The organism is Mesorhizobium sp. WSM1386, from assembly GCF_055901595.1.
Genome location: NZ_CM148373.1, coordinates 1356678 through 1375178 on the forward strand (window position 1 = coordinate 1356678; position 18501 = coordinate 1375178).

Here is an 18501-nt window from a genome sequence, read left to right on the forward strand (position 1 = left end):
CCGGATGTGTCGTTCACGGCGACCTCCTTTCGTGTTGTGTTCCCCTATGCACAGGCAAGACACGTCATTGTTTTCACAGCGATTGTCTCTTACAAGAGACGTATGTATCCTGTACAAGACAGATACTAACATCAGGAATTGACAATGCAAGATACCAATGCCCTGGCTGTTTCAGCCGGCGAGAAGATTTCAGGCTCCCGGGAAAAGGGCCTCAACCGGGTGCTTGAAATCCTGGAGTTTCTTCATACGACACAGCGCGCCATCGGCATCGGCGACCTTGCCAAGGGGGTGAACGCACCGCGCTCGACGACCTACACGCTGGTGCGGTCGCTGGTCGACGCCGGCCTACTGGAAATGGAAGGCGACGGCAACCGCGTCTATTTCGGCAAGAAGCTCTACCTCTACGGGATGGATTATGTGCGCGGAAACGACCTGATGCGGCGCGGGCGCCAGGAGGTCGACAATCTGTCGCGCGAGACCGGCGAGACCTCGGAACTGTGCATGCTGCAAAGTGGCCGCTACACCATCGTCCACGCGAGCCCTGGCACCAGGCCGTTCCGCATCAGTTCGGCGACTGGCCTGCAGATACCGCTGCCGTGGACCGCTTCGGGGCGGCTGCTGCTGACGGGGCTGGACAGGGTCGCGATCGAAGCCATGGTGTCGGACGACGATCTCGTACTGCCCGACGGGCGCAAGCTCAAGCTCGACGATTTCGTCGCCGACATCGCAAAGGCGCGGGTCACCGGCTACTGCGTCACTTCGGGGCTAGTCGATGCCTATACGAAATGCCTTGCCGTGCCGGTCTTTTCAGCGCCGGGCAAGGTCGAGGCGACGATGTGCCTGGTGGTTCCCATCGACACCACCGATGAGCGGACCGCCAGCCTCATCGGCCTGCTGCGCGACCGCGCCGCCAGGCTATCGATCGCCGGATAGGCCAAACGTGATGGAGAACGCTTGGTGCCCGCGGCTCAAGCGATGATGTCGGGGATGATCTTGTCTTCCAACGCCATCAGCCGATCCTTGAGGACCAGTTTCTTCTTCTTCATGCGCTGGATTTGCAGCGGATCACAACCCATGGCGATCATCGCGTTGATCGCCGCGTCGAAATCGGCGTGTTCCTGCTTCAGCCGGGAAAATTCGAGGCGAATATCGGCCTGTTCCTGATCGGACATTCTCTACCGTCTGCACGTCTGCGGCGCCCAAAACTGGGCCTGATTGGGCGGGGGCGGCAATTTCTGCCACCGGCGCGCAGGCCATATCACATTTCACATTGTCGTGGAATGCTACCACGCAGCATTCGACATCCCAGCCGGAAGGTGGCACAGTGTCATCGTGCCGTCACAGAAGCGACCTGCGGTGGACGTGCCTTTGACGGCTGCAATCGAGGAAACCATGAAAGGGAGAACCAATCATGTCTCTTGCATCCCATCTTGATGAGTTGCAGCGGAAACACGGCGACATCGAACGCGAGATCGATGACGCGATGAACCACCCGTCGGTGGACGACCTCGAAATCGTGAATCTCAAGCGACGCAAGCTGGCACTCAAGGACGAGATTGAAAAACTGAGGGCGACCACGCATTGACGCTCACCTGATATAGCCGCTCGTTACTTGCGGTTTTCCTTGCCGGCGGCAAGCGCCGCCGGTGTGAGTTTTAATTTTCACCGCTCCACCATGAGCCGCAGCTAATATCCTTTCCGGTCTCGCTTTTGACCCCGGGTCGTGGACCGTTTCAGGTCCCCGGCGGGGATCAATTGCTGCCAGTGGCGACCTGTCGCCATTGACAAGCCATCTTTGCTCATCCACCTCATGCCCGAACTTCAGCGTATCGGCCCCGGGGAGCGTTCGTGTGTCCAAGTGGACGCATGGGGCTTCAGAGACAAAAGGCTGCCGGCATGACCGGATATTTTTCCTTTCCCTTCCCTCGCCGCACCTCGGTCGGCGTCGATGTCGGCGGCGTGGTCGTCGGCGGCGGCGCGCCGGTCGTCGTGCAGTCGATGACCAACACCGATACAGCCGACATCGACCAGACGGTCGCGCAGGTCGCGGCGCTGCACCGCGCCGGCTCCGAGATCGTGCGCATCACCGTCGACCGCGACGAGAGCGCGGCCGCCGTGCCGCGTATTCACGAGCGCTTGCTGCGGCTTGGCATCAACGTGCCGCTGGTCGGCGACTTCCACTATATCGGCCACAAGCTCCTGGCCGACCATCCGGCCTGCGCCGAGGCGCTTGCCAAATACCGCATCAATCCCGGCAATGTCGGCTTCAAGGACAAGAAGGACCGGCAGTTCGCGGCGATTGTCGAAATGGCGATAAGGTACGACAAGCCGGTACGCATCGGGGTGAACTGGGGCTCGCTCGACCAGGAGCTTTTGACCCAGCTGATGGACGACAACCAGGACAAGGGTTTCCCGCTGACCGCGCAGGAAGTCACTCGCGAGGCGATCGTGCAGTCGGCGATCCTGTCGGCCGAGATGGCCGAAGAGATCGGCCTCGGGCGCGAGAAGATCATCCTGTCGGCCAAGGTCAGCGGCGTGCAGGACCTGATCGCGGTCTATACCGAACTTGCCACCCGCTCCAACCACGCGCTGCATCTCGGCCTGACCGAAGCCGGCATGGGTTCGAAAGGCATCGTCGCCTCGTCCGCCGCGATGGGCATCCTCTTGCAGCAAGGCATCGGCGATACCATCCGCATCTCGCTGACGCCGGAGCCGAATGGCGACCGCACGCGTGAGGTGCAGGTGTCGCAGGAGCTGCTGCAGACCATGGGTTTCCGGCAGTTCGTGCCGATCGTCGCCGCTTGCCCCGGCTGCGGCCGCACCACCTCCACCGTGTTCCAGGAACTCGCCCAGAACATCCAGGCGGACCTGCGCAAGAACATGCCGGTGTGGCGTGAAAAATACCCCGGTGTCGAGAACCTCAAGGTCGCGGTGATGGGCTGCATCGTCAACGGCCCGGGTGAATCCAAGCATGCCGATATCGGCATTTCGCTGCCCGGCACCGGTGAGACGCCGACGGCTCCCGTCTTCGTCGACGGCAAGAAGGCGGCGACATTGCGAGGGCCGTCGATCGCATCGGATTTCGAGAAAATGGTCGCCGACTATATCGAGCAGAGGTTCGGTCGCGGCGGCAAGGCCGCGGCAGAGTAGGGCAAATGCAGCGTTTCCTCTGGGTGGCGCTGATTTCCCTATGCGGGCTGGCCTGGTCGACGATGGTTCAGGCGGACCCGCCGCAATCGGCCAAGCAAAGGCTGATCGACAAGGTCTGCAACCTGATCCAGGCCCATGCCGACCAGAACGGGCTGCCCCGGGATTTCTTCGCCCGGCTGATCTGGAAGGAAAGCCGGTTCGATCCCAACGCGGTCAGCCCCGTCGGCGCCGAAGGCATCGCCCAGTTCATGCCGGGCACCGCCAAGATGCGCGGGCTCGCCAATTCCTTCGACATCAACCAGGCGATCCCGGCGTCGGCGAAATACCTGGCCGAAATGAAAACCAGCTACGGCAATCTCGGCCTGGCGGCGGCCGCCTACAATGCCGGCGAAAGCCGGGTGTCGCGCTGGCTGGGTTCGGGCGGTTTCCTGCCGATGGAGACCGAGAGCTATGTCTTCGACGTCATGGGCGAGCCGGTCGACAAGTTCACCGACCGTGCCTATGCCGGTAAGATCGAACCCCTCGACGCAAAGAGGGATTTTGCCGCCGCCTGCCGCAAGCTGCCCGTGATCATGTCGAGGACCGTCGCGATGGCTTCGATCAACGTCAAGCCGTGGGGCGTCCAGGTGGCGGGCAATTTCCGCCGCAGCGCGGCGATCGGCCAATGGCTGCGGGTGAGAGGCCGTTTCCCGGCCCTGCTCAGCGGCCATGATCCGGTGGTGAGCCGTGTGCGTACGCCGATCGGCCGGCGCGGCATCTATGCCGTCAGGATCGGGGTGAATGACCGCGCCGACGCCAATCTCATCTGCCAGAAACTGCAGAGTGTCGGCGGAGCCTGCGTGGTGGTGCGCAACCGATAGCCGACAGGACTGAAGGAGGCGGTTGAAATTGCCAGCCAGGATCGTTCTGCTCAACGGCGTCGGCAGTGCCGGCAAATCCTCGATTGCCAGGGCGCTGCAGCAGATCACCGCCGAACCATTCCTGCATGTCCAGATGGACAGTTTCATCGCGATGCTGCCCGATGCCTTGCAGGACCATGCCGATGGCTTTTCCTATGAAACCATCCGGCAGGACGGCAAGCCTTCGGTCGTGATCAAGACTGGACCGATCGGTGCACGGACCCTGCGCGGCATGCGCCACGCCGTTGCAGCCATGGCCGGACAAGGCAACAACCTCATCGTCGACGACGTGCTGTGCAACGGCGAAATATCGGAATATGTCGAGCTGCTGTCGGCCTTCGATCTCCATCGGGTCGGCGTCATGGCGCCGCTGGACGTTCTGGAAGCCCGCGAAACCCAACGGGCCGACCGGCTGCCCGGCCTGGCACGTTGGCAATATGGGCGTGTGCACAAGGGAATACGCTACGACCTCGAAGTTGACACCAGCGTGCTCACGCCGCTCGAATGCGCCCGTCGCATCCAGCAACAATTTCGACTATAGGCGGCGATCGATTGCCGGGCTTGCCCTGCCTCAAACACGACAAGAGCGGCCATATGTTCGACGCCTATATTATCTGCGGCACGCCGAGAACCGGGAGCACTTTGCTGTGCAAGCTGCTGGCCTCCACCGGGGCATCAGGCGATCCCCACTCCTTCTACCGGCGGCAGGATTTGCCGGAGTGGGCGCAGGAGTGGAAACTGCCAGCCCGCGAGACGATGGACGAGCTCGAATTCAGTGTTGCCTATCTCGAAGCGGCAATCGCTGCAGGGAAGGGCGGGACAGGCATCTTCGGCCTGCGCCTGATGCGCGAAAACCTGGATGAGCTTTCGGCGATCCTCGACAGGATTTTTCCTGGGCTTGCGTCGGACACAGCGCGCTTCGAAAAGGCCTTTGGTCGTATCCTCTACATACACCTGTCGCGCGAGGACAAGCTGGCGCAGGCTGTCTCGCTGGTGAAGGCGCAGCAGACCGGCCTTTGGCATGTCGCGCCCGACGGAACCGAAATCGAGAGGGTCGGAATTCCCGGGCAACCTCGGTATGATTTCCAGCGGATCAAGGGCGAGCTCACCGAGCTTGAAGCGTATGACGCGGCCTGGAACACATGGTTCGCAAAACACGGCGTCACCCCGTTGCGGGTAGCCTATGAGCGCCTTTCCGCCGATCCGGCCGCGGCGTTGCTAGCCATCTGCGAAGCCCTGGGCGTTCAAGCGCCTGACGCCGAGGCGGTGCGGCCGGGCGTCGCAAAGCTCTCCGACGAGACGAGCCTGGACTGGATGCACCGCTTTCATGTGGACGCAGCCGTCTGAGGTGTCGACGGAGGGTGCTCAGGCCGTCTTGGCCACCACCGTCTCGCTCAGCCATGTGCCGATCTTGGCGCCGAGGCGATCGGGTGAAACCGGCTTGGGCAGATAGTCGTCCATGCCGGCCTCGATGCATTTGTCCCGGTCGCCCTTCAGCGCATGCGCGGTGACGCCGATGATCGGGATGTGGCCGCCCGAAGAGGTCTCGATCGCCCGGATGGCGAGGGTCGCTTCATAGCCGTTCATCTCGGGCATCGAGACGTCCATCAGGATCAGCCTGGGACGCAGCGACCGGTACATCTCGACCGCCGTACGGCCATTGCCGGCGATGCGGTAGCTGAGGCCCAGGCCGTTGAGGATCTGGCCGAACACAAGCTGGTTCACGTCATTGTCCTCGGCAATGAGGATGTCGATCGGCCCGTTCGGCGTGGCGGTCGATTCCGGCGCCGGGACCACGGGCAAGGCGGGGCCACGGATGACGGTGAAGGGGAGCGGTGCCGCCTGGGGCTGAGGCTGGACAGGCTCACGCGTGAATTGCGCCTTGCCGACCTGGGAGCGGGCCTTCTGGACGACCGAGATGACGGTGCCGAGCAGAATCGCGGAACGCGCCGGCTTGGTCAGATGCGCGGCAATGCCGAAGTCGATGATCATCTTGCCGAAATCGACCTGGTCGACGGAGGTCAGGATGACGATAGGAATGGCCGACAGCCGGCTGTCGGCGGCAATGGCCCGGGCGACGTCGGCACCGTTCATCCCGGGCATCTGGTAGTCGAGGATGATGCAGTCGACGGCCGCACCCAGTTGGTAGGCGCGGTCGAGGAAGGCCAGCCCCACCGCACCGCTTTCGGCGGCGGCGCAGTCGAAGCTCCAGCTCCTCAGCTGTTCGAGCAGGATCTCGCGGTTGACCGGATTGTCGTCGATGACCAGCACGCGTGCGCCGGTGACGTCCACCGGCACGATCTCGTCGCGCGCCTGGGCAGTGTGAAGGGGCAGCGGCACTGCGAACCAGAACACCGAACCGCGGCCGATCTCGCTCTCGACGCCGATCTTTCCGGCCATCAGGTCGACGAGACGGGCGGCGATGGCAAGTCCAAGCCCGGTGCCTTCGTGGCGGCGGGTCGACGATCCGTCGACCTGGGCGAACTTCTCGAACACGTTCTGCAGCTTCTCGGCCGGGATGCCGATGCCGGTGTCCTCGACACGCAGCTTGAGCTGGACGACGCCGTTGACGGTCTCGCCGCCGACATCGATCAGCACATGGCCCTTCTCGGTGAACTTCACCGCATTGCCGACCAGGTTGGTGACGATCTGCCGGAACCGGCCGGCGTCGCCGACGACATAGGCCGGCAGGCGCGGGTCGACACGCACGATCAGCTCGAGGTTCTTTTCGGCGACGCGCGCCGATACCAGCGTCGCCACGTCCTCGACCGCTTCGGAAAGGCGGAAGGGTGCGGGGTCCAGCGTCAGCTGGCCGGCATTGATCTTGGAAAAATCGAGAATGTCGTTGATGATGGTGAGCAGCGCGTTGCCCGATTTGACGATCACGTCGGTGAAGGTCTTCTGGCGAGCGGTCAGTTCGGTTTTGGCCAGGAGTTCGGCCATGCCGAGCACGCCGTTCATCGGCGTGCGGATCTCGTGGCTCATATTGGCCAGGAATTCTGACTTGGCACGGTCGGCGGCCTCGGCCTTGAACAGGGATTCGGCCGATTGGGCAAAGGCGCGGCGGATCGCCTGTTCCATCGGCCGGAAGATCCAGAAGGCGACGACGGCCAGGACCGCGAACAAAAGGCCGCTCGCCCAGAGCAGCAGCCGGTCGCTGGCGATATCGGCCAGGTGACGCTCTTCATCCATGGCGGTGCGGACGCGGACCAGCATGGGCTGGACGAACAGATCGTTCTGGTTGCGGATTTCGCGGGAGCTCCATTCGTCGGTCTTTTGCGCCACCGACATCAGGTTGAAGTTGCGCACCATGTCGCGCGGCGACCAGAACAGGTCGCCGTTGACGGAGGCCGCTTCGAGCTCGTTCAGGGTCCCTACGGACAGGCGCGAGCGGATCGCGGCGAGCTGCGCGCTCAGTGTCTCGATCTCGCCGGTCAGGCGCTCCGAATGGCCACGCGCCGCGGTGGTCAGGGCATCGCGTGTTTCTGCCCGCCAGGCGGAGCTGGTTGTCTCGGAGAAGCTGGTTGCGTTGCGCAGGTCGCGGGTGAAGATCACGAGATTGGCGCTCAGCGCATCGACCTCATGGCGGAAGGAATTGACGCGATTGAGCGCGAAAATGATGATGGCCGAAGCCAGCGCGAAGGCCAACAATCCTGAAAGATAACGAATCCGGACCAATCGGATGAAGGAAGAATATTCCGGCATGCGCAACCCCAACACATACGCATTATTTTAATGGTCGGGATTACGCTTCATTTACATTAAGATTTCGTTCGCGCGGACCGGCGAGTTGCTCGACAACGGAGGAGCGAGATCAGATCGATGCCGTGATGCCGCCATCGACATAGAGGATATGGCCGTTGACAAAGGACGAGGCATCGGAGGCGAGGAAGACACAGGCCCCGACCAGCTCCTCGACCTTGCCCCAGCGGCCGGCCGGCGTGCGCTTTTCAAGCCATTCGGTGAATGCCGGGTCGGCGACCAGTGCGGCATTCAGCGGCGTGTCGAAATAGCCGGGCGCGATGGCGTTGCATTGCAGGCCGAACCTGGCCCAGTCCGTCGCCATGCCTTTGGTCAAATTGCCGACCGCGCCTTTGGTCGCCGTGTAGGGCGCGATGCCGGGGCGGGCAAGCGCCGTCTGGACGCTGGCGATGTTGATGATCTTGCCGCGCCCACGACGGATCATGTGCCGGGCGACGGCCTGGCCGACATGGAAGACGCTGGCGACATTGGTCTGCAGCAGGCGTTCGAACGCGTCGGCGGGAAAGTCCTCGAGCGGCGTGCGGAATTGCATGCCGGCATTGTTCACCAATATGTCGATCGGCCCGCCTGACAGCTCGAAACTGTCGATCGCGGAGCGGACCGCGTCGTGGTCGGTGGCGTCAAAGGCGAGCGTTTCCGCTCCGGGGATCTGCGCTGCCGCGGCGTCGAGCTTTTCCGCGTCACGGCCGTTGAGGATCACCACGGCGCCGGCTTGGCGCAGCCCTTTGGCCAAAGCGAACCCGATGCCTTGCGAGGAGCCGGTTACCAGCGCCCGGCGCCCGGCGCCCGGCGAGATCGAACAGATTGGATGACATCTACGCTGATCTCCGTTGGTTCTCGCCATGCGGTCCCGATATCGGCGGCCGCCCGTCAGTTGTTCCGCGTCGCGACGAATGTGGCGGCGGCCTTCAGCAAGGCTGCGTTCTCGCCATAGGGTTCGAGCAATGCGTGCGCCTGCTCGACAAGCCCGTGCAACTGGCTGCGCGCCCAGTTCGTCCCGTGCAGCGCAACCAGCGTTGCCTTGCCGGCGGCGGCGTCCTTGCCGGTGGCCTTGCCCATCTGGCTGGCGTCGGCCGTCAGGTCGAGCAGGTCGTCGGCAAGCTGGAAGGCAAGGCCGACGGCCGAGCCGTATTCGGCCAGCCGCTCGCGGTCTTCGGCCGGAGCGCCGGCGATGATGGCGCCCGCCTCGCAGGCGAAGCGGATCAGCGCGCCGGTCTTCATCGCCTGCAGCCGGATGATGCCGGCTTCGTCCGGCGACGTGCGCTCGGCCTCGAGGTCGAGCGTCTGGCCGCCGACCATGCCGCCGGCTCCCGCGGCGCGGGCGAGCGCCAGCACAAGGGCTGCCCGCCGCTCGGCCGGCAGCACTGTCGCCTCGCCGGCAATGATGTCGAAGGCTAGCGTCAGCAAGGCATCGCCGGCCAGGATCGCGGTCGCCTCGTCGAAGGCCTTGTGGACGGTCGGCTGGCCACGGCGCAGATCGTCGTCGTCCATCGCCGGCAGGTCGTCATGGATCAGCGAATAGCAGTGCACGCATTCAAGTGCCGCGGCGACGCGCAGCGCCGCCTCGCCATCGGCTGAAAAAAGCGCCGCGCTTTCCATCACCAGGAACGGACGCAGGCGCTTGCCGCCGTTCAGCACGCCATGGCGCATCGCCGCCATCAGACGGCCGGGCCGCGCGATCTCACCTGTAAGCGGACGGTCGTCGAGCAGCCGCCGCAGCAGCACCTCGACGGCGGCTGCCCGCCTGATGAGCGCCATTTCGAACGCCATTTCGTCGTCATTCGTCATGGCCGGGAGCGGTAGCCGACACTCAGACGTTGCGCAAGAAGGCAAGCGCCATTATGCCGGGGGCAGGGAGAAGCACGGGTTGGGCGGCTTGGCGGAACCGATCGTCGATCATGAAACCGAAAAGCTGGACATGGCGCCGAGATCGCGCGGCGTGAACCGCCGCAGTCTCAGGCGCTGGGTCCGGCGTGGCATCGTCGTGGCCGCCGTACTGGCGCTCATCCCGGTGGTATTCACCTTTCTTTACCTGCCACCCTTCGTGCATCCGGTGTCGACGCTGATGCTGAAGGATCTGACGACATTCTCCGGCTATGACCGGCGCTGGGTATCGATCGACGATGTCGCGCCGGTGCTGGCCCATTCGGTCATCATGTCGGAGGACGGACAGTTCTGCTTCCACCGCGGCGTCGATCTCGGCGAACTCAGGGGCGTCGTCGACGACGCGCTGGCCGGCGAGGCGACGCGCGGTGCCTCGACCATCACCATGCAGACGGTGAAGAACCTTTTCCTGTGGTCGCGGCCGCTGGGCTCGGTGCGCAAGGTCGTCGAACTGCCGCTGGCCGTCTACTTCGACGCGGTGATGTCGAAACGGCGCATCATGGAGATCTATCTCAACATCGCCGAATGGGGACCGGGCATCTATGGCATCGAGGCCGCGGCGCAGCACCATTTCGGCGTTTCGGCAAAACAGCTGTCCAGACGGCAGGCGGCACTTCTGGCCGTCACACTGCCAAACCCGATCGCCCGCAACCCGGCGAAACCCGGGCCGGGTCTGAGAAGGCTTGCCAATCTGATCGAACGCAGGGCCGGCCGTTCCGGTGCCTATGTCGGTTGTCTCCGGTAGGCTTGCTCAAAAAAATTCACGGCAGCGCTGGCCAAAACAGCATCAGGCGTGTATAGGCACCCGACTTTCTCAGATTTAGGCCCCGACATGGCCCTTTCACGAGGGCGGGCGGGGCTTTTGACCATGTAGTGGAGCATATCCATGGCCGTTCCGAAACGCAAAACCTCTCCGTCCAAGCGCGGCATGCGCCGCTCGGCCGACGCCCTCAAGGCCCCGACCTATGTCGAGGACAAGAATTCCGGCGAAATGCGCCGCCCGCACCACATCGACCTGAAGACCGGCATGTATCGCGGTCGCCAGGTGCTGACCCCCAAGGAAAGCTGAGACCAGCTTTTCCCACGGTTTTGGTTGCAAAAAAAGACCGGCCAGTGGCCGGTCTTTTTGCGTTTGGAGGGCGTCCGGGCCGGCATGGCCTTCGCCCTATGCCAAAGGCAAGGCCGTCGGTGGCGATATTCACCGGAGCGACGGTGCTGTACTGGGGTTTGAACGCTTTCGTCGCCACTATTTCATGTGGCTGAAACACCCGGGACCCGGCCGCTCGAGCCGCGGATGATGGCGAAGGCGAGGCAACAGAGGAGACCCCATGTCCAAGCTGACCGTCACGCCGCGCACCGTCTTCCAGACATTCCTGGACTTTCCGCTGGTCGAGGATCTCGACCGTTTGAGTGCCGATGTCGCCATCATCGGCATGCCTTACGGCGCGCCCTATACGATCGACGAGACCATCAACGACCAGACCAATGCGCCGACCGCGGTGCGGCGTGCCTCGCAACGTATCAGCCTTGGGCTCGATCGCTATGATTTCGACATTGGCGGCACCCTGTTCGACGGGCAGGACGTCAAGGTGGTCGATGTCGGCGACGTGCCGGGCGAAGCGTCCGATTCCACCGGGCACTACGCCAGAGCCGAGGCGGCAATCCGCAAGATACGCGCCGCCGGCGCGCTGCCGATCACCATCGGCGGCGACCACGGCATTCCGATCCCGATCTTCCGGGCGCTCGATGGCGAGGGGCCGATCACGCTGGTGCAGATCGATGCCCATCTCGACTGGCGCGACAATGTCAACGGCGTCAAGGAAGGGTACTCCAGCCCGATCCGACGGGCATCCGAAATGGCGCATATCGACGCGATCTTCCAACTCGGCATTCGCGGCCAGGGCAGCGCCCGCATGGAAGAAGTCGAAGCGGCGCGGGCCTACGGCTCCAACATCATCACCGCTGGCCAGTGGCAGGATATCGGCACGGCGGCCCTGCTCGAGCGCATTCCCGATGGCGGCCGTTACTACCTCACGATCGACGCCGACGGTCTCGATCCGGCCGTGATGCCGGCGGTGGAGGGACCGTCGCCCGGCGGCGTCACCTATCGCCAGACGATCGACTTGATCAAGGGGCTGTTCGCCAAGGGCGAAGTGGCCGGCGTCGACATCGTCGAGATCGCGCCGGCACGCGATATCAACGAGATCACGTCGATGACGGCAGGCAACATCATCCTCAATGTCATCGGCGCCGCCGTTCGCGCCGGTCAATTCAAGCGCCAAAACTGAAACCAAGCGCTAGAACCGAAACCCTGTCAGCCGGACAACCGGCTGACAGGGTTGTTGCATCCGGTCTTCGACCGTGTTTGCGGCTTTGCACGAAAAATCTTGACGGCGTGCCTGCGGCGCATTCTACAGAAGGTGCCCCATATGGAGACGCCAAATGTTCGGTGCCGTCCCGCTCTTGATCGTGCCTTTCATTCTCTACAATCTAGGACTGCTCGGAATTTTCGGCGGCGGTGACGATCCGTGGGCGAGCGAGGTGTTCTCGTTCCGCATGATGTCGGGCGGGGTGTTCTCGATGACGCTCGGCGACCTGATGATATTGATCGGGCTGATCTTCCTGTTCCTCGAAATGGTGAAGTCGGCACGCACCACCAGCGCCTCGATCATGGATCATCTCCTGTCGACGCTGGTCTTCGTCGCCTTCCTGGTCGAGTTCCTGCTGGTGAAGGGCGCGGCGCACTCCATCTTCTTCACGCTGATGATCATCGCGCTGTTCGATGTGCTGGCCGGGTTCGCGGTGTCGATGCGGTCGGCCAGCCGGGACATCAACGTCAACTAGGACCGATCCTTAGCCAGGATCGGCGGTGAAGCCGGCCGCCTCGATGCCGGCGATGGCCGCTGCCTCGTCATTGTCCGACGTATCGCCGGAAATGCCGACGGCACCAATGACGGCACCGGCCTTGTCGCGGATCAGTACGCCGCCGACCACCGGCAGCACGCGTCCGCCCGACACGTCGGAGATGCCGGCGACGAGATGCGGGCGCTCCTTGGCGAAGGCCTCGACCTTGCGCGAACCCATGCCGATGGCCAGCGCGCCGTACGCCTTGCCGGCCGACATTTGCGGGCGCAGGAACGAGGCGCCGTCCTGGCGCTGGAAGGCGACCAGATGTCCGCCGGCATCGAGCACCGAGACGCCAAGCGGCTTGAGCTTGAGATCAGCGCCCTTGGCGAAGGCCGCGGCGATGATGTCATTGGCTTTTTCCAGCGGCAGTGCGGTCATTGCAGTCTCCTGTTTGAAATGAGTCAATCTTCGACCGCCAGCCGGATGAAGCAATCCCGCTTTCGGTTGAAATTGCTTCTCGTGAAGCGGTGTGATGGACGGCCGTGGAGCGAGATGGACCCGATATGCGATCGACAATCGTTCGGTTCAGAACCAGGTCGAAGCTGCTGGCGGCGTCGTGCGTTACTTTTTCTTGGCGCGGGCGGGCTTCTTGGCGGGCACTGCCGGCGCGTTGGCAAGGTCTTCGGCTTCCTTGGCGAGCCGCAGCGCGCGCAGCTTGTCGGTCTTGGCCTTGCGGGCGTCGCTCTCGGCGACGTATTCCGCCATCGCCTTCTGGCGGACGGTCGCTGCTTCTTCCTGCTTCTTGAAGCGCAGATCGGCGCGAGCGCGGGCCGTATCCCTGGAGTTCTCAACCAACAGCCTGTCCAATCCCGTAAAGTGCGTTTTCCGCCTCTTGTAGCAGAGGCGGCCTCTCAACGGGGAAAATAGTTGGTCACGCGGCCGGGCTGGCGGCGCGCGCCTTGCTGGCGACGACGGCCTCATAGGCCGCTTGCAGGGTCGCCCGCACGGATGGGCCGGCCGTCGGGGCGGCCGGTTCGCCGAGGTGCTCATGGCGCAACTCGTCCATGAATTTTTCCCACATCGGCGGTCCGCCCTTTTCCAGAAGCTCGGCGCGGATCGACAATTCCTCGCTGGTCGGCCGCCAGACGCGACCCCAGGCGCCGAGATGGGCAAGGATCGGCACCAGCGTGATGGCCATCTCGGTCAGGCTGTAGATCGCCTTCTGCTTGTGCGAGGGGTCGTCGGCCTTGGTCAGCATGCCCAATTCCATCAGCCGCTTCAGCCGGTCGGCGAGGATGTTGGAGGCGATGCCTTCCATCGATCCGTTGAGCAGTTCGCGAAAATGGCGCCTGCCGCCGAAAATCATGTCGCGGAGGATGATCAGGCTCCAGCGGTCGCCGAACACTTCCAGCGACAGGTTGATCGGACAGCCGGACCGGCGATCAAGGCTCATTCGATTCTCTCCACAAAACCAGTTGCATTATCGTATCAGTTTTATTATGGTGCAACCGATTGCAAAATGCAATCGGATCGGGAGGCCATACGATGACGACGATCAATCGCCCGGAGATCATATCCGAAGCTTTCGGCGATCCTGAAAATCCCCCGCTGCTGCTGATCATGGGCGCGATGGCCTCGATGCTCTGGTGGCCGGAGGCGCTTTGCCGGAAAGTCGCCGATGCCGGCCTCTACGTGATCCGCTACGACAATCGCGATACCGGCCGCTCGACCAAATATCCGCCCGGCGAGCCGCCCTACACATTCGACGACATGGCCGATGATGCGATCGGTGTCCTCGACAGCCATGGCATCGGCAAGGCGCATGTCGCCGGCATGTCGATGGGCGGGATGATCGCGCAACGCGTGGCGCTCAAGCATCCCTCCCGTGTCGCGTCGCTGATCGTGATCAGCAGCTCGCCGATGGGCATGGACACCTCGCATCTGCCGCATATGAGCGATGCTTACGCCGAGCATTCGGCCGAGGGCGCTGGTGTCGACTGGTCGGATCGCGGCCAGGTGATCGATTTCATGGTCCGGGATATCAGGGCGATCGCCAGCACGGCGCATCCCTTCGACGAGGCCGGAATGAGAGACTTTATCGAACGGGATTATGACCGTTCCGGTGGTTTCCTGAGCGCCACCAATCACTTCCTGCTCAAGGGAAGTGATGAATGGAACGGCCGCCTGCACGAGATGACGGCGCCGCTGCTGGTCATCCACGGCACGACCGATCCGATCTTCCCGGTCGAGCATGGCGAGGCACTCGCCAAGGCGGTCGCCGGCGCGAAACTCCTGCGCGTCGAAGGCGGGGGCCACGAGATGCATCCGCAAGACTGGCCGGCGATCGCCGCCGCCATTGTCGCGCATATCCGATCCAATTGAGACGTCCCGGGCGAGCCTTGACGGACAAGCTTGCCGCAATAGTTAAGTAAACGCTTCAGTGTTAAAGGCGCGAGCATCCGGCCTCCGATAAACCAGAAACGGACGAGAAAAGAATGTCCCTGACCCTTCACTTCCATCCTCTGGCCTCCTTCTGCTGGAAGCCGCTGATCGCGCTTTACGAGAACGGCACGCCATTCACGCCAGTCATCGTCGATCTCGGCGATGCCTGCTCGCGGGGCACCTTCCTGAAGATTTCGCCGACCGGGAAGATGCCGGCGCTGCGCGACGATACGCGCGACCGCACGGTGCTGGAATCGACCATCGTCGTCGAATATCTGGCCGCGCACTATCCAGGGCCGGTCGAACTCGTTCCCGCCGATATTGACCAGGCGCTGGCGGTCCGCCAAGCCGATCGCTTCTATGATTTCTATGTGCAGGAGCCGATGCAGAAGATCGTCGGCGACCGGTTGCGGCCGCAGGACAAGACCGATCCGTTCGGCGTCGAGCAGGCGCGCGACCAGCTGCGCAATTCCTACGCCATCGTCGAGCAGGAGATGCAGTCGAAGGTCTGGGCGATGGGCGATGCCTTCACCATGGCCGATTGCGCGGCCTCTCCGGCGCTCTTCTATGCCAACAAGGTGGAGCCGTTCGGCGACAAATACCCGGCCGTGAAAGGCTATCACGACCGCTTGCTGCAGCGCCCCGCCTTCAGCAGGGTGATCGAGGAGGCGCAGCCCTACTTCAAGCTCTTCCCCTACAATAACGGCTGACCGCGATGCTGCACGATCCCGCCCAGCTCGACCTGATGTTCCAGGCGCTCGCCGATCCGGCGCGGCGGCAGATGGTCGACCGGCTGTCGCGCGGCCCTGCCTCGGTCAGCCAGCTGGCCGAGCCGCTGGCGATGTCGCTGTCGGCCGTCGTCCAGCACCTGAACCTTCTGGAGGCAAGCGGGCTGGTGCGCACGCGCAAGGTTGGGCGGGTGCGGACCTGCCAGATCGAGCCGAAAGCCTTGAGAGCGGCCGAACATTGGATCAACGAGCGACGTCTGTCCTGGGAGCGCCGGCTGGATCGGCTCGGCGACTTTCTCGCCGAAAGCTGAAACCAGGCAGGAGGCACCTGATGCCCGGCAAAAGCAGATCGGACCACCGCTGCGGCGGTTTCATTCCACAGAACCAATCCAGCTGACCAACAAGGACGCATTCCATGACCGAACGATCCGTTGTCCACTCCACCTTCGTCATCGAGCGCCTCTATCCGGCGCCGCCGTCGAAAGTCTTCTTCGCGCTCAGCAACCCGGACGCCAAGCGGCGCTGGTTCACCGATCCCAACAACCCGATGCCCGGCCGTTTTGAATTGGACTTTCGCGTCGGCGGCAAGGAGGTCAATGCCGGCGGGCCGAAGGACGGGCCGATCCACGTCTACACCGCCACCTATCAGGACATCGTGCCGGACCAGCGCATCGTCTACAGCTATGACATGCTGTTCGGCGCAACCCGCATCTCGGTATCGCTGGCCACGATCGAACTTCGCGCCGAAGGCAAGGGCACGCGGCTGGTATTGACCGAGCAGGGTGCTTTCCTCGACGGTCACGACACGTCGGACACACGTGAGCACGGGACCGGGGTGCTGCTCGATTTGCTTGGCGCTTTTTTAAGCTCCGGCAACTGAAGGACGAGAAGCCGGCAAGCACATCAAAAAATCAGGCTTCCCAAAATTGATCGAGCCAGATGTTGAGTCTCAGGAAGCCGGCGTTGCTTACTGTATAGACACGCCGCGTGCCTTCGGCCTTGGCATGGACCAGACCGGCGTCGAGCAAAACTTTCAGATGCTGTGAGACGGCCGGGCGTGAAACCGGCAGCCCGGCTGCCAACTCGTTGACGGTCTTCGGGCCGCGTCGAAGTTCTTCCAGAAGGTGGCGCCGATTGGGGTCGGCGATCGCCATGAAGGCGTCGGAAAACATCATCGCTTATTTGTGGGGCAAAGTCTTTCGAATCTCAACTGCTTGCTTCTGCTTTTCTTCTTGGGTCAAGACGCAGTGCTTCCGGCGTCACGGAGCGGTCGGCCGGCTGGGTCTTGAACGCGTCACGGCCTTCGATCGGCACCGGGGCGCGGCGGCTGATGCGCAGCAGCGTGTAGCCGCCAAGGCAGAGATGCGCGAAGGCGGTTGCCAGGAACAGGCCCTCCGGACGCATCCAGCCCATCAGGGCCGCGGCCAGCAACGGCCCGATCATGGTGCCGAAGCCGTAGAGCAGCAGCAGCCCGCCCGATACCTTGACGAAATCCTCCGACCGGGCGTGGTCGTTGGCATGCGCGACGGCGATCGAATAGAGCGTATAGGCGAAGGCGCCGTAGGCTGCGGTGAAGACGATGACGAAGACACCGGAGCGCGGTTCGAACACGAAGATCATGAGCGCGACGAGCGCCGCGCCGAAGGCGGCACCCGCCAGCACGAAACGACGGTCGGTCTTGTCGGACAGGCGTCCGGCGGGAAGCTGCATGGCGGCGCCGGCAACGACCACGAGGCTCATCATCAAGGCGATTTCCGCCGTGGAGATGCCGATGCGGGCGCCATAGACGGCACCGAGCGTGCCCCAGGCACCATTGGCGATGCCGATCAATAGACAGGCGATCGCGGAGACCGGCGAGTTGGCGTAAAGCCCTTTGACGTCGAGCTTGACGTCCTGCAGCGGCTTGGGGTGCGACGCCGTCGATACCGCGGTCGGGATCAAGGACAGGCAGAACAGGATGCCGGTGATCATGAACAGCGACGCCGACTTCACGTCGCCGCCGGCGACGATCATCTGTCCGCCCATGATCGAGGCATAGGTGACCATCATGTAGAGGCCGAAGACGGTGCCGCGGTTCTCGTTGGTGGCTTTCTCGTTCAGCCAGCTCTCGATGACCATGAAGGCGCCGGCCATGGTGAAGCCGGTGAAGGCGCGCAGCAGGATCCAGACATATTCGTCGATGATGAGACCGGTGAGCAGCGCCACGATGGCACCGGAGGCGGCAAAGGCGCCGAAGGCGCGCACATGTCCGGCACGGCGCACGATGCGCGGCGCGAAGAAGCAGCCGGTGACGAAGCCGCCTGCCCAGGCCGTGCCCATCAGGCCGAGCGATGCGGTCGAGAAGCCCTCCACCTGGCCGCGCAGCGGCAGCAACAGCCCGTGCAGCCCCGATGCCGCCAGCAGGAAGGCGGTGCCGCGAAGCAGGGAAAGGATCGGTCTGTAGGATGCGAGCATTTTTTGATCCGGCTGGACTCTGGAACGGGTGACAGGGTCTGAAGACAGTCGCATTCGGGCTTTTCGGCGGCGGCCCGTGCCGCTGACGGATTATCCGCGGCGGAACAGTGCCTCGGCCGCCGACTTGGTGCTGTCCTTGGTTTTGAGTTCCGCCTCCAGCCTGGCGATCTCGTCGCGCAGGATGCCTATCCGCTCCGACAGTTCACCGACGGACAGCAGCGCCAGATCCTGCCCGATTTCGTGCGGGCGCGCCTTCTTCTTGGGTTCGTCGTCGAAGATCGCCATCGTTGCTCCTCCTCCGCCACACCAGATTGGCCATTTGCCTGATTTGGCAA

At 63.3% G+C, this 18501-nt stretch carries 23 protein-coding genes and 1 pseudogene; 14 read left to right on the top strand and 10 right to left on the bottom strand.

Annotated features, from left to right (window positions below):
- The first annotated feature begins 144 nt into the window (after window positions 1-144).
- Window positions 145-933: an IclR family transcriptional regulator gene (locus tag AC0NIH_RS06610; protein ID WP_473462879.1), complete on the top strand. Its 789-nt coding sequence runs from the start codon at window positions 145-147 to the stop codon at window positions 931-933.
- A gap of 35 nt (window positions 934-968) precedes the next feature.
- Here the strand turns inward: AC0NIH_RS06610 and AC0NIH_RS06615 are convergent, their stop codons facing one another.
- Window positions 969-1172: a YdcH family protein gene (locus AC0NIH_RS06615; RefSeq protein WP_013892598.1), complete on the bottom strand. Its 204-nt coding sequence runs from the start codon at window positions 1170-1172 to the stop codon at window positions 969-971.
- Between the two features lie 239 nt (window positions 1173-1411).
- Between AC0NIH_RS06615 and AC0NIH_RS06620 the strand changes: the two genes are divergently transcribed.
- From AC0NIH_RS06620 to AC0NIH_RS06640, 5 genes are all read left to right on the top strand, one after another.
- Complete coding sequence (locus AC0NIH_RS06620) at window positions 1412-1585, top strand: YdcH family protein (RefSeq protein ID WP_013892599.1); 174 nt, start codon at window positions 1412-1414, stop codon at window positions 1583-1585.
- Window positions 1586-1896: 311 nt separating this feature from the next.
- A complete protein-coding gene (ispG, locus tag AC0NIH_RS06625; RefSeq protein ID WP_224686858.1) occupies window positions 1897-3150 on the top strand; it encodes a flavodoxin-dependent (E)-4-hydroxy-3-methylbut-2-enyl-diphosphate synthase in 1254 nt (417 codons plus the stop codon).
- A 5-nt stretch (window positions 3151-3155) separates the two neighbouring features.
- A complete protein-coding gene (locus AC0NIH_RS06630) occupies window positions 3156-4010 on the top strand; it encodes a lytic transglycosylase domain-containing protein (protein ID WP_473462883.1) in 855 nt (284 codons plus the stop codon).
- Window positions 4011-4038: 28 nt separating this feature from the next.
- On the top strand, window positions 4039-4590 hold the full coding sequence (locus AC0NIH_RS06635; RefSeq protein ID WP_473462886.1) for a phosphotransferase-like protein: 552 nt from the start codon (window positions 4039-4041) through the stop codon (window positions 4588-4590).
- 53 nt (window positions 4591-4643) lie between these two features.
- A complete protein-coding gene (locus tag AC0NIH_RS06640; protein ID WP_473462888.1) occupies window positions 4644-5396 on the top strand; it encodes a Stf0 family sulfotransferase in 753 nt (250 codons plus the stop codon).
- A gap of 18 nt (window positions 5397-5414) precedes the next feature.
- Here the strand turns inward: AC0NIH_RS06640 and AC0NIH_RS06645 are convergent, their stop codons facing one another.
- The 3 genes and pseudogenes from AC0NIH_RS06645 to AC0NIH_RS06655 all read right to left on the bottom strand — a co-directional run bounded on the left by AC0NIH_RS06645 (window position 5415) and on the right by AC0NIH_RS06655 (window position 9599).
- Complete coding sequence (locus AC0NIH_RS06645) at window positions 5415-7754, bottom strand: response regulator (RefSeq protein ID WP_473462891.1); 2340 nt, start codon at window positions 7752-7754, stop codon at window positions 5415-5417.
- A 109-nt stretch (window positions 7755-7863) separates the two neighbouring features.
- Window positions 7864-8626, bottom strand: a pseudogene (locus tag AC0NIH_RS06650) (SDR family oxidoreductase).
- Between the two features lie 55 nt (window positions 8627-8681).
- Complete coding sequence (locus AC0NIH_RS06655; RefSeq protein ID WP_473462893.1) at window positions 8682-9599, bottom strand: polyprenyl synthetase family protein; 918 nt, start codon at window positions 9597-9599, stop codon at window positions 8682-8684.
- A gap of 79 nt (window positions 9600-9678) precedes the next feature.
- Between AC0NIH_RS06655 and AC0NIH_RS06660 the strand changes: the two genes are divergently transcribed.
- The 4 genes from AC0NIH_RS06660 (at window position 9679) to AC0NIH_RS06675 (ending at window position 12539) form a co-directional block, all read left to right on the top strand.
- Window positions 9679-10440 (top strand): biosynthetic peptidoglycan transglycosylase, encoded by a 762-nt coding sequence (locus AC0NIH_RS06660; protein WP_031249896.1) that lies wholly within the window; start codon window positions 9679-9681, stop codon window positions 10438-10440.
- 141 nt (window positions 10441-10581) lie between these two features.
- Window positions 10582-10764 carry a 50S ribosomal protein L32 gene (gene rpmF / locus AC0NIH_RS06665; protein ID WP_008834724.1) on the top strand — a complete coding sequence of 61 codons (183 nt, stop codon included), beginning with the start codon at window positions 10582-10584 and terminating at the stop codon, window positions 10762-10764.
- 259 nt (window positions 10765-11023) lie between these two features.
- On the top strand, window positions 11024-11983 hold the full coding sequence (locus AC0NIH_RS06670) for an agmatinase (RefSeq protein WP_473462897.1): 960 nt from the start codon (window positions 11024-11026) through the stop codon (window positions 11981-11983).
- 154 nt (window positions 11984-12137) lie between these two features.
- Complete coding sequence (locus AC0NIH_RS06675; protein ID WP_023776944.1) at window positions 12138-12539, top strand: hypothetical protein; 402 nt, start codon at window positions 12138-12140, stop codon at window positions 12537-12539.
- 9 nt (window positions 12540-12548) lie between these two features.
- Here AC0NIH_RS06675 and AC0NIH_RS06680 read toward each other — a convergent pair whose 3' ends face one another.
- The 3 genes from AC0NIH_RS06680 to AC0NIH_RS06690 all read right to left on the bottom strand — a co-directional run bounded on the left by AC0NIH_RS06680 (window position 12549) and on the right by AC0NIH_RS06690 (window position 13995).
- Window positions 12549-12980, bottom strand: coding sequence for a GlcG/HbpS family heme-binding protein (locus AC0NIH_RS06680; RefSeq protein ID WP_023763706.1), 432 nt, complete (start codon window positions 12978-12980; stop codon window positions 12549-12551).
- Between the two features lie 183 nt (window positions 12981-13163).
- Entirely contained in the window at window positions 13164-13397 is a 234-nt protein-coding gene (locus tag AC0NIH_RS06685) for a hypothetical protein (RefSeq protein WP_013892611.1), read from the bottom strand.
- 76 nt (window positions 13398-13473) lie between these two features.
- Window positions 13474-13995, bottom strand: a complete 522-nt coding sequence (locus tag AC0NIH_RS06690) for a winged helix-turn-helix transcriptional regulator (RefSeq protein ID WP_473462900.1) — start codon at window positions 13993-13995, stop codon at window positions 13474-13476.
- Window positions 13996-14087: 92 nt separating this feature from the next.
- Here AC0NIH_RS06690 and AC0NIH_RS06695 point away from each other — a divergent pair, with 92 nt between their 5' ends.
- From AC0NIH_RS06695 to AC0NIH_RS06710, 4 genes are all read left to right on the top strand, one after another.
- Window positions 14088-14924: an alpha/beta fold hydrolase gene (locus AC0NIH_RS06695; RefSeq protein ID WP_224686849.1), complete on the top strand. Its 837-nt coding sequence runs from the start codon at window positions 14088-14090 to the stop codon at window positions 14922-14924.
- Window positions 14925-15037: 113 nt separating this feature from the next.
- A complete protein-coding gene (locus AC0NIH_RS06700) occupies window positions 15038-15694 on the top strand; it encodes a glutathione S-transferase family protein (protein WP_473462902.1) in 657 nt (218 codons plus the stop codon).
- Between the two features lie 5 nt (window positions 15695-15699).
- Window positions 15700-16023, top strand: a complete 324-nt coding sequence (locus AC0NIH_RS06705) for an ArsR/SmtB family transcription factor (protein WP_031257398.1) — start codon at window positions 15700-15702, stop codon at window positions 16021-16023.
- 104 nt (window positions 16024-16127) lie between these two features.
- Window positions 16128-16592, top strand: a complete 465-nt coding sequence (locus AC0NIH_RS06710; RefSeq protein ID WP_287270905.1) for an SRPBCC family protein — start codon at window positions 16128-16130, stop codon at window positions 16590-16592.
- 31 nt (window positions 16593-16623) lie between these two features.
- On the opposite strand, the gene AC0NIH_RS06715 is transcribed toward AC0NIH_RS06710, so the two are convergent.
- The 3 genes from AC0NIH_RS06715 to AC0NIH_RS06725 all read right to left on the bottom strand — a co-directional run bounded on the left by AC0NIH_RS06715 (window position 16624) and on the right by AC0NIH_RS06725 (window position 18451).
- Window positions 16624-16887, bottom strand: a complete 264-nt coding sequence (locus AC0NIH_RS06715) for an ArsR/SmtB family transcription factor (RefSeq protein WP_023763711.1) — start codon at window positions 16885-16887, stop codon at window positions 16624-16626.
- A 31-nt stretch (window positions 16888-16918) separates the two neighbouring features.
- Window positions 16919-18166, bottom strand: a complete 1248-nt coding sequence (locus AC0NIH_RS06720) for an MFS transporter (protein ID WP_287387774.1) — start codon at window positions 18164-18166, stop codon at window positions 16919-16921.
- A gap of 90 nt (window positions 18167-18256) precedes the next feature.
- On the bottom strand, window positions 18257-18451 hold the full coding sequence (locus AC0NIH_RS06725; protein ID WP_023763713.1) for a DUF1192 domain-containing protein: 195 nt from the start codon (window positions 18449-18451) through the stop codon (window positions 18257-18259).
- Window positions 18452-18501 lie beyond the last annotated feature (50 nt).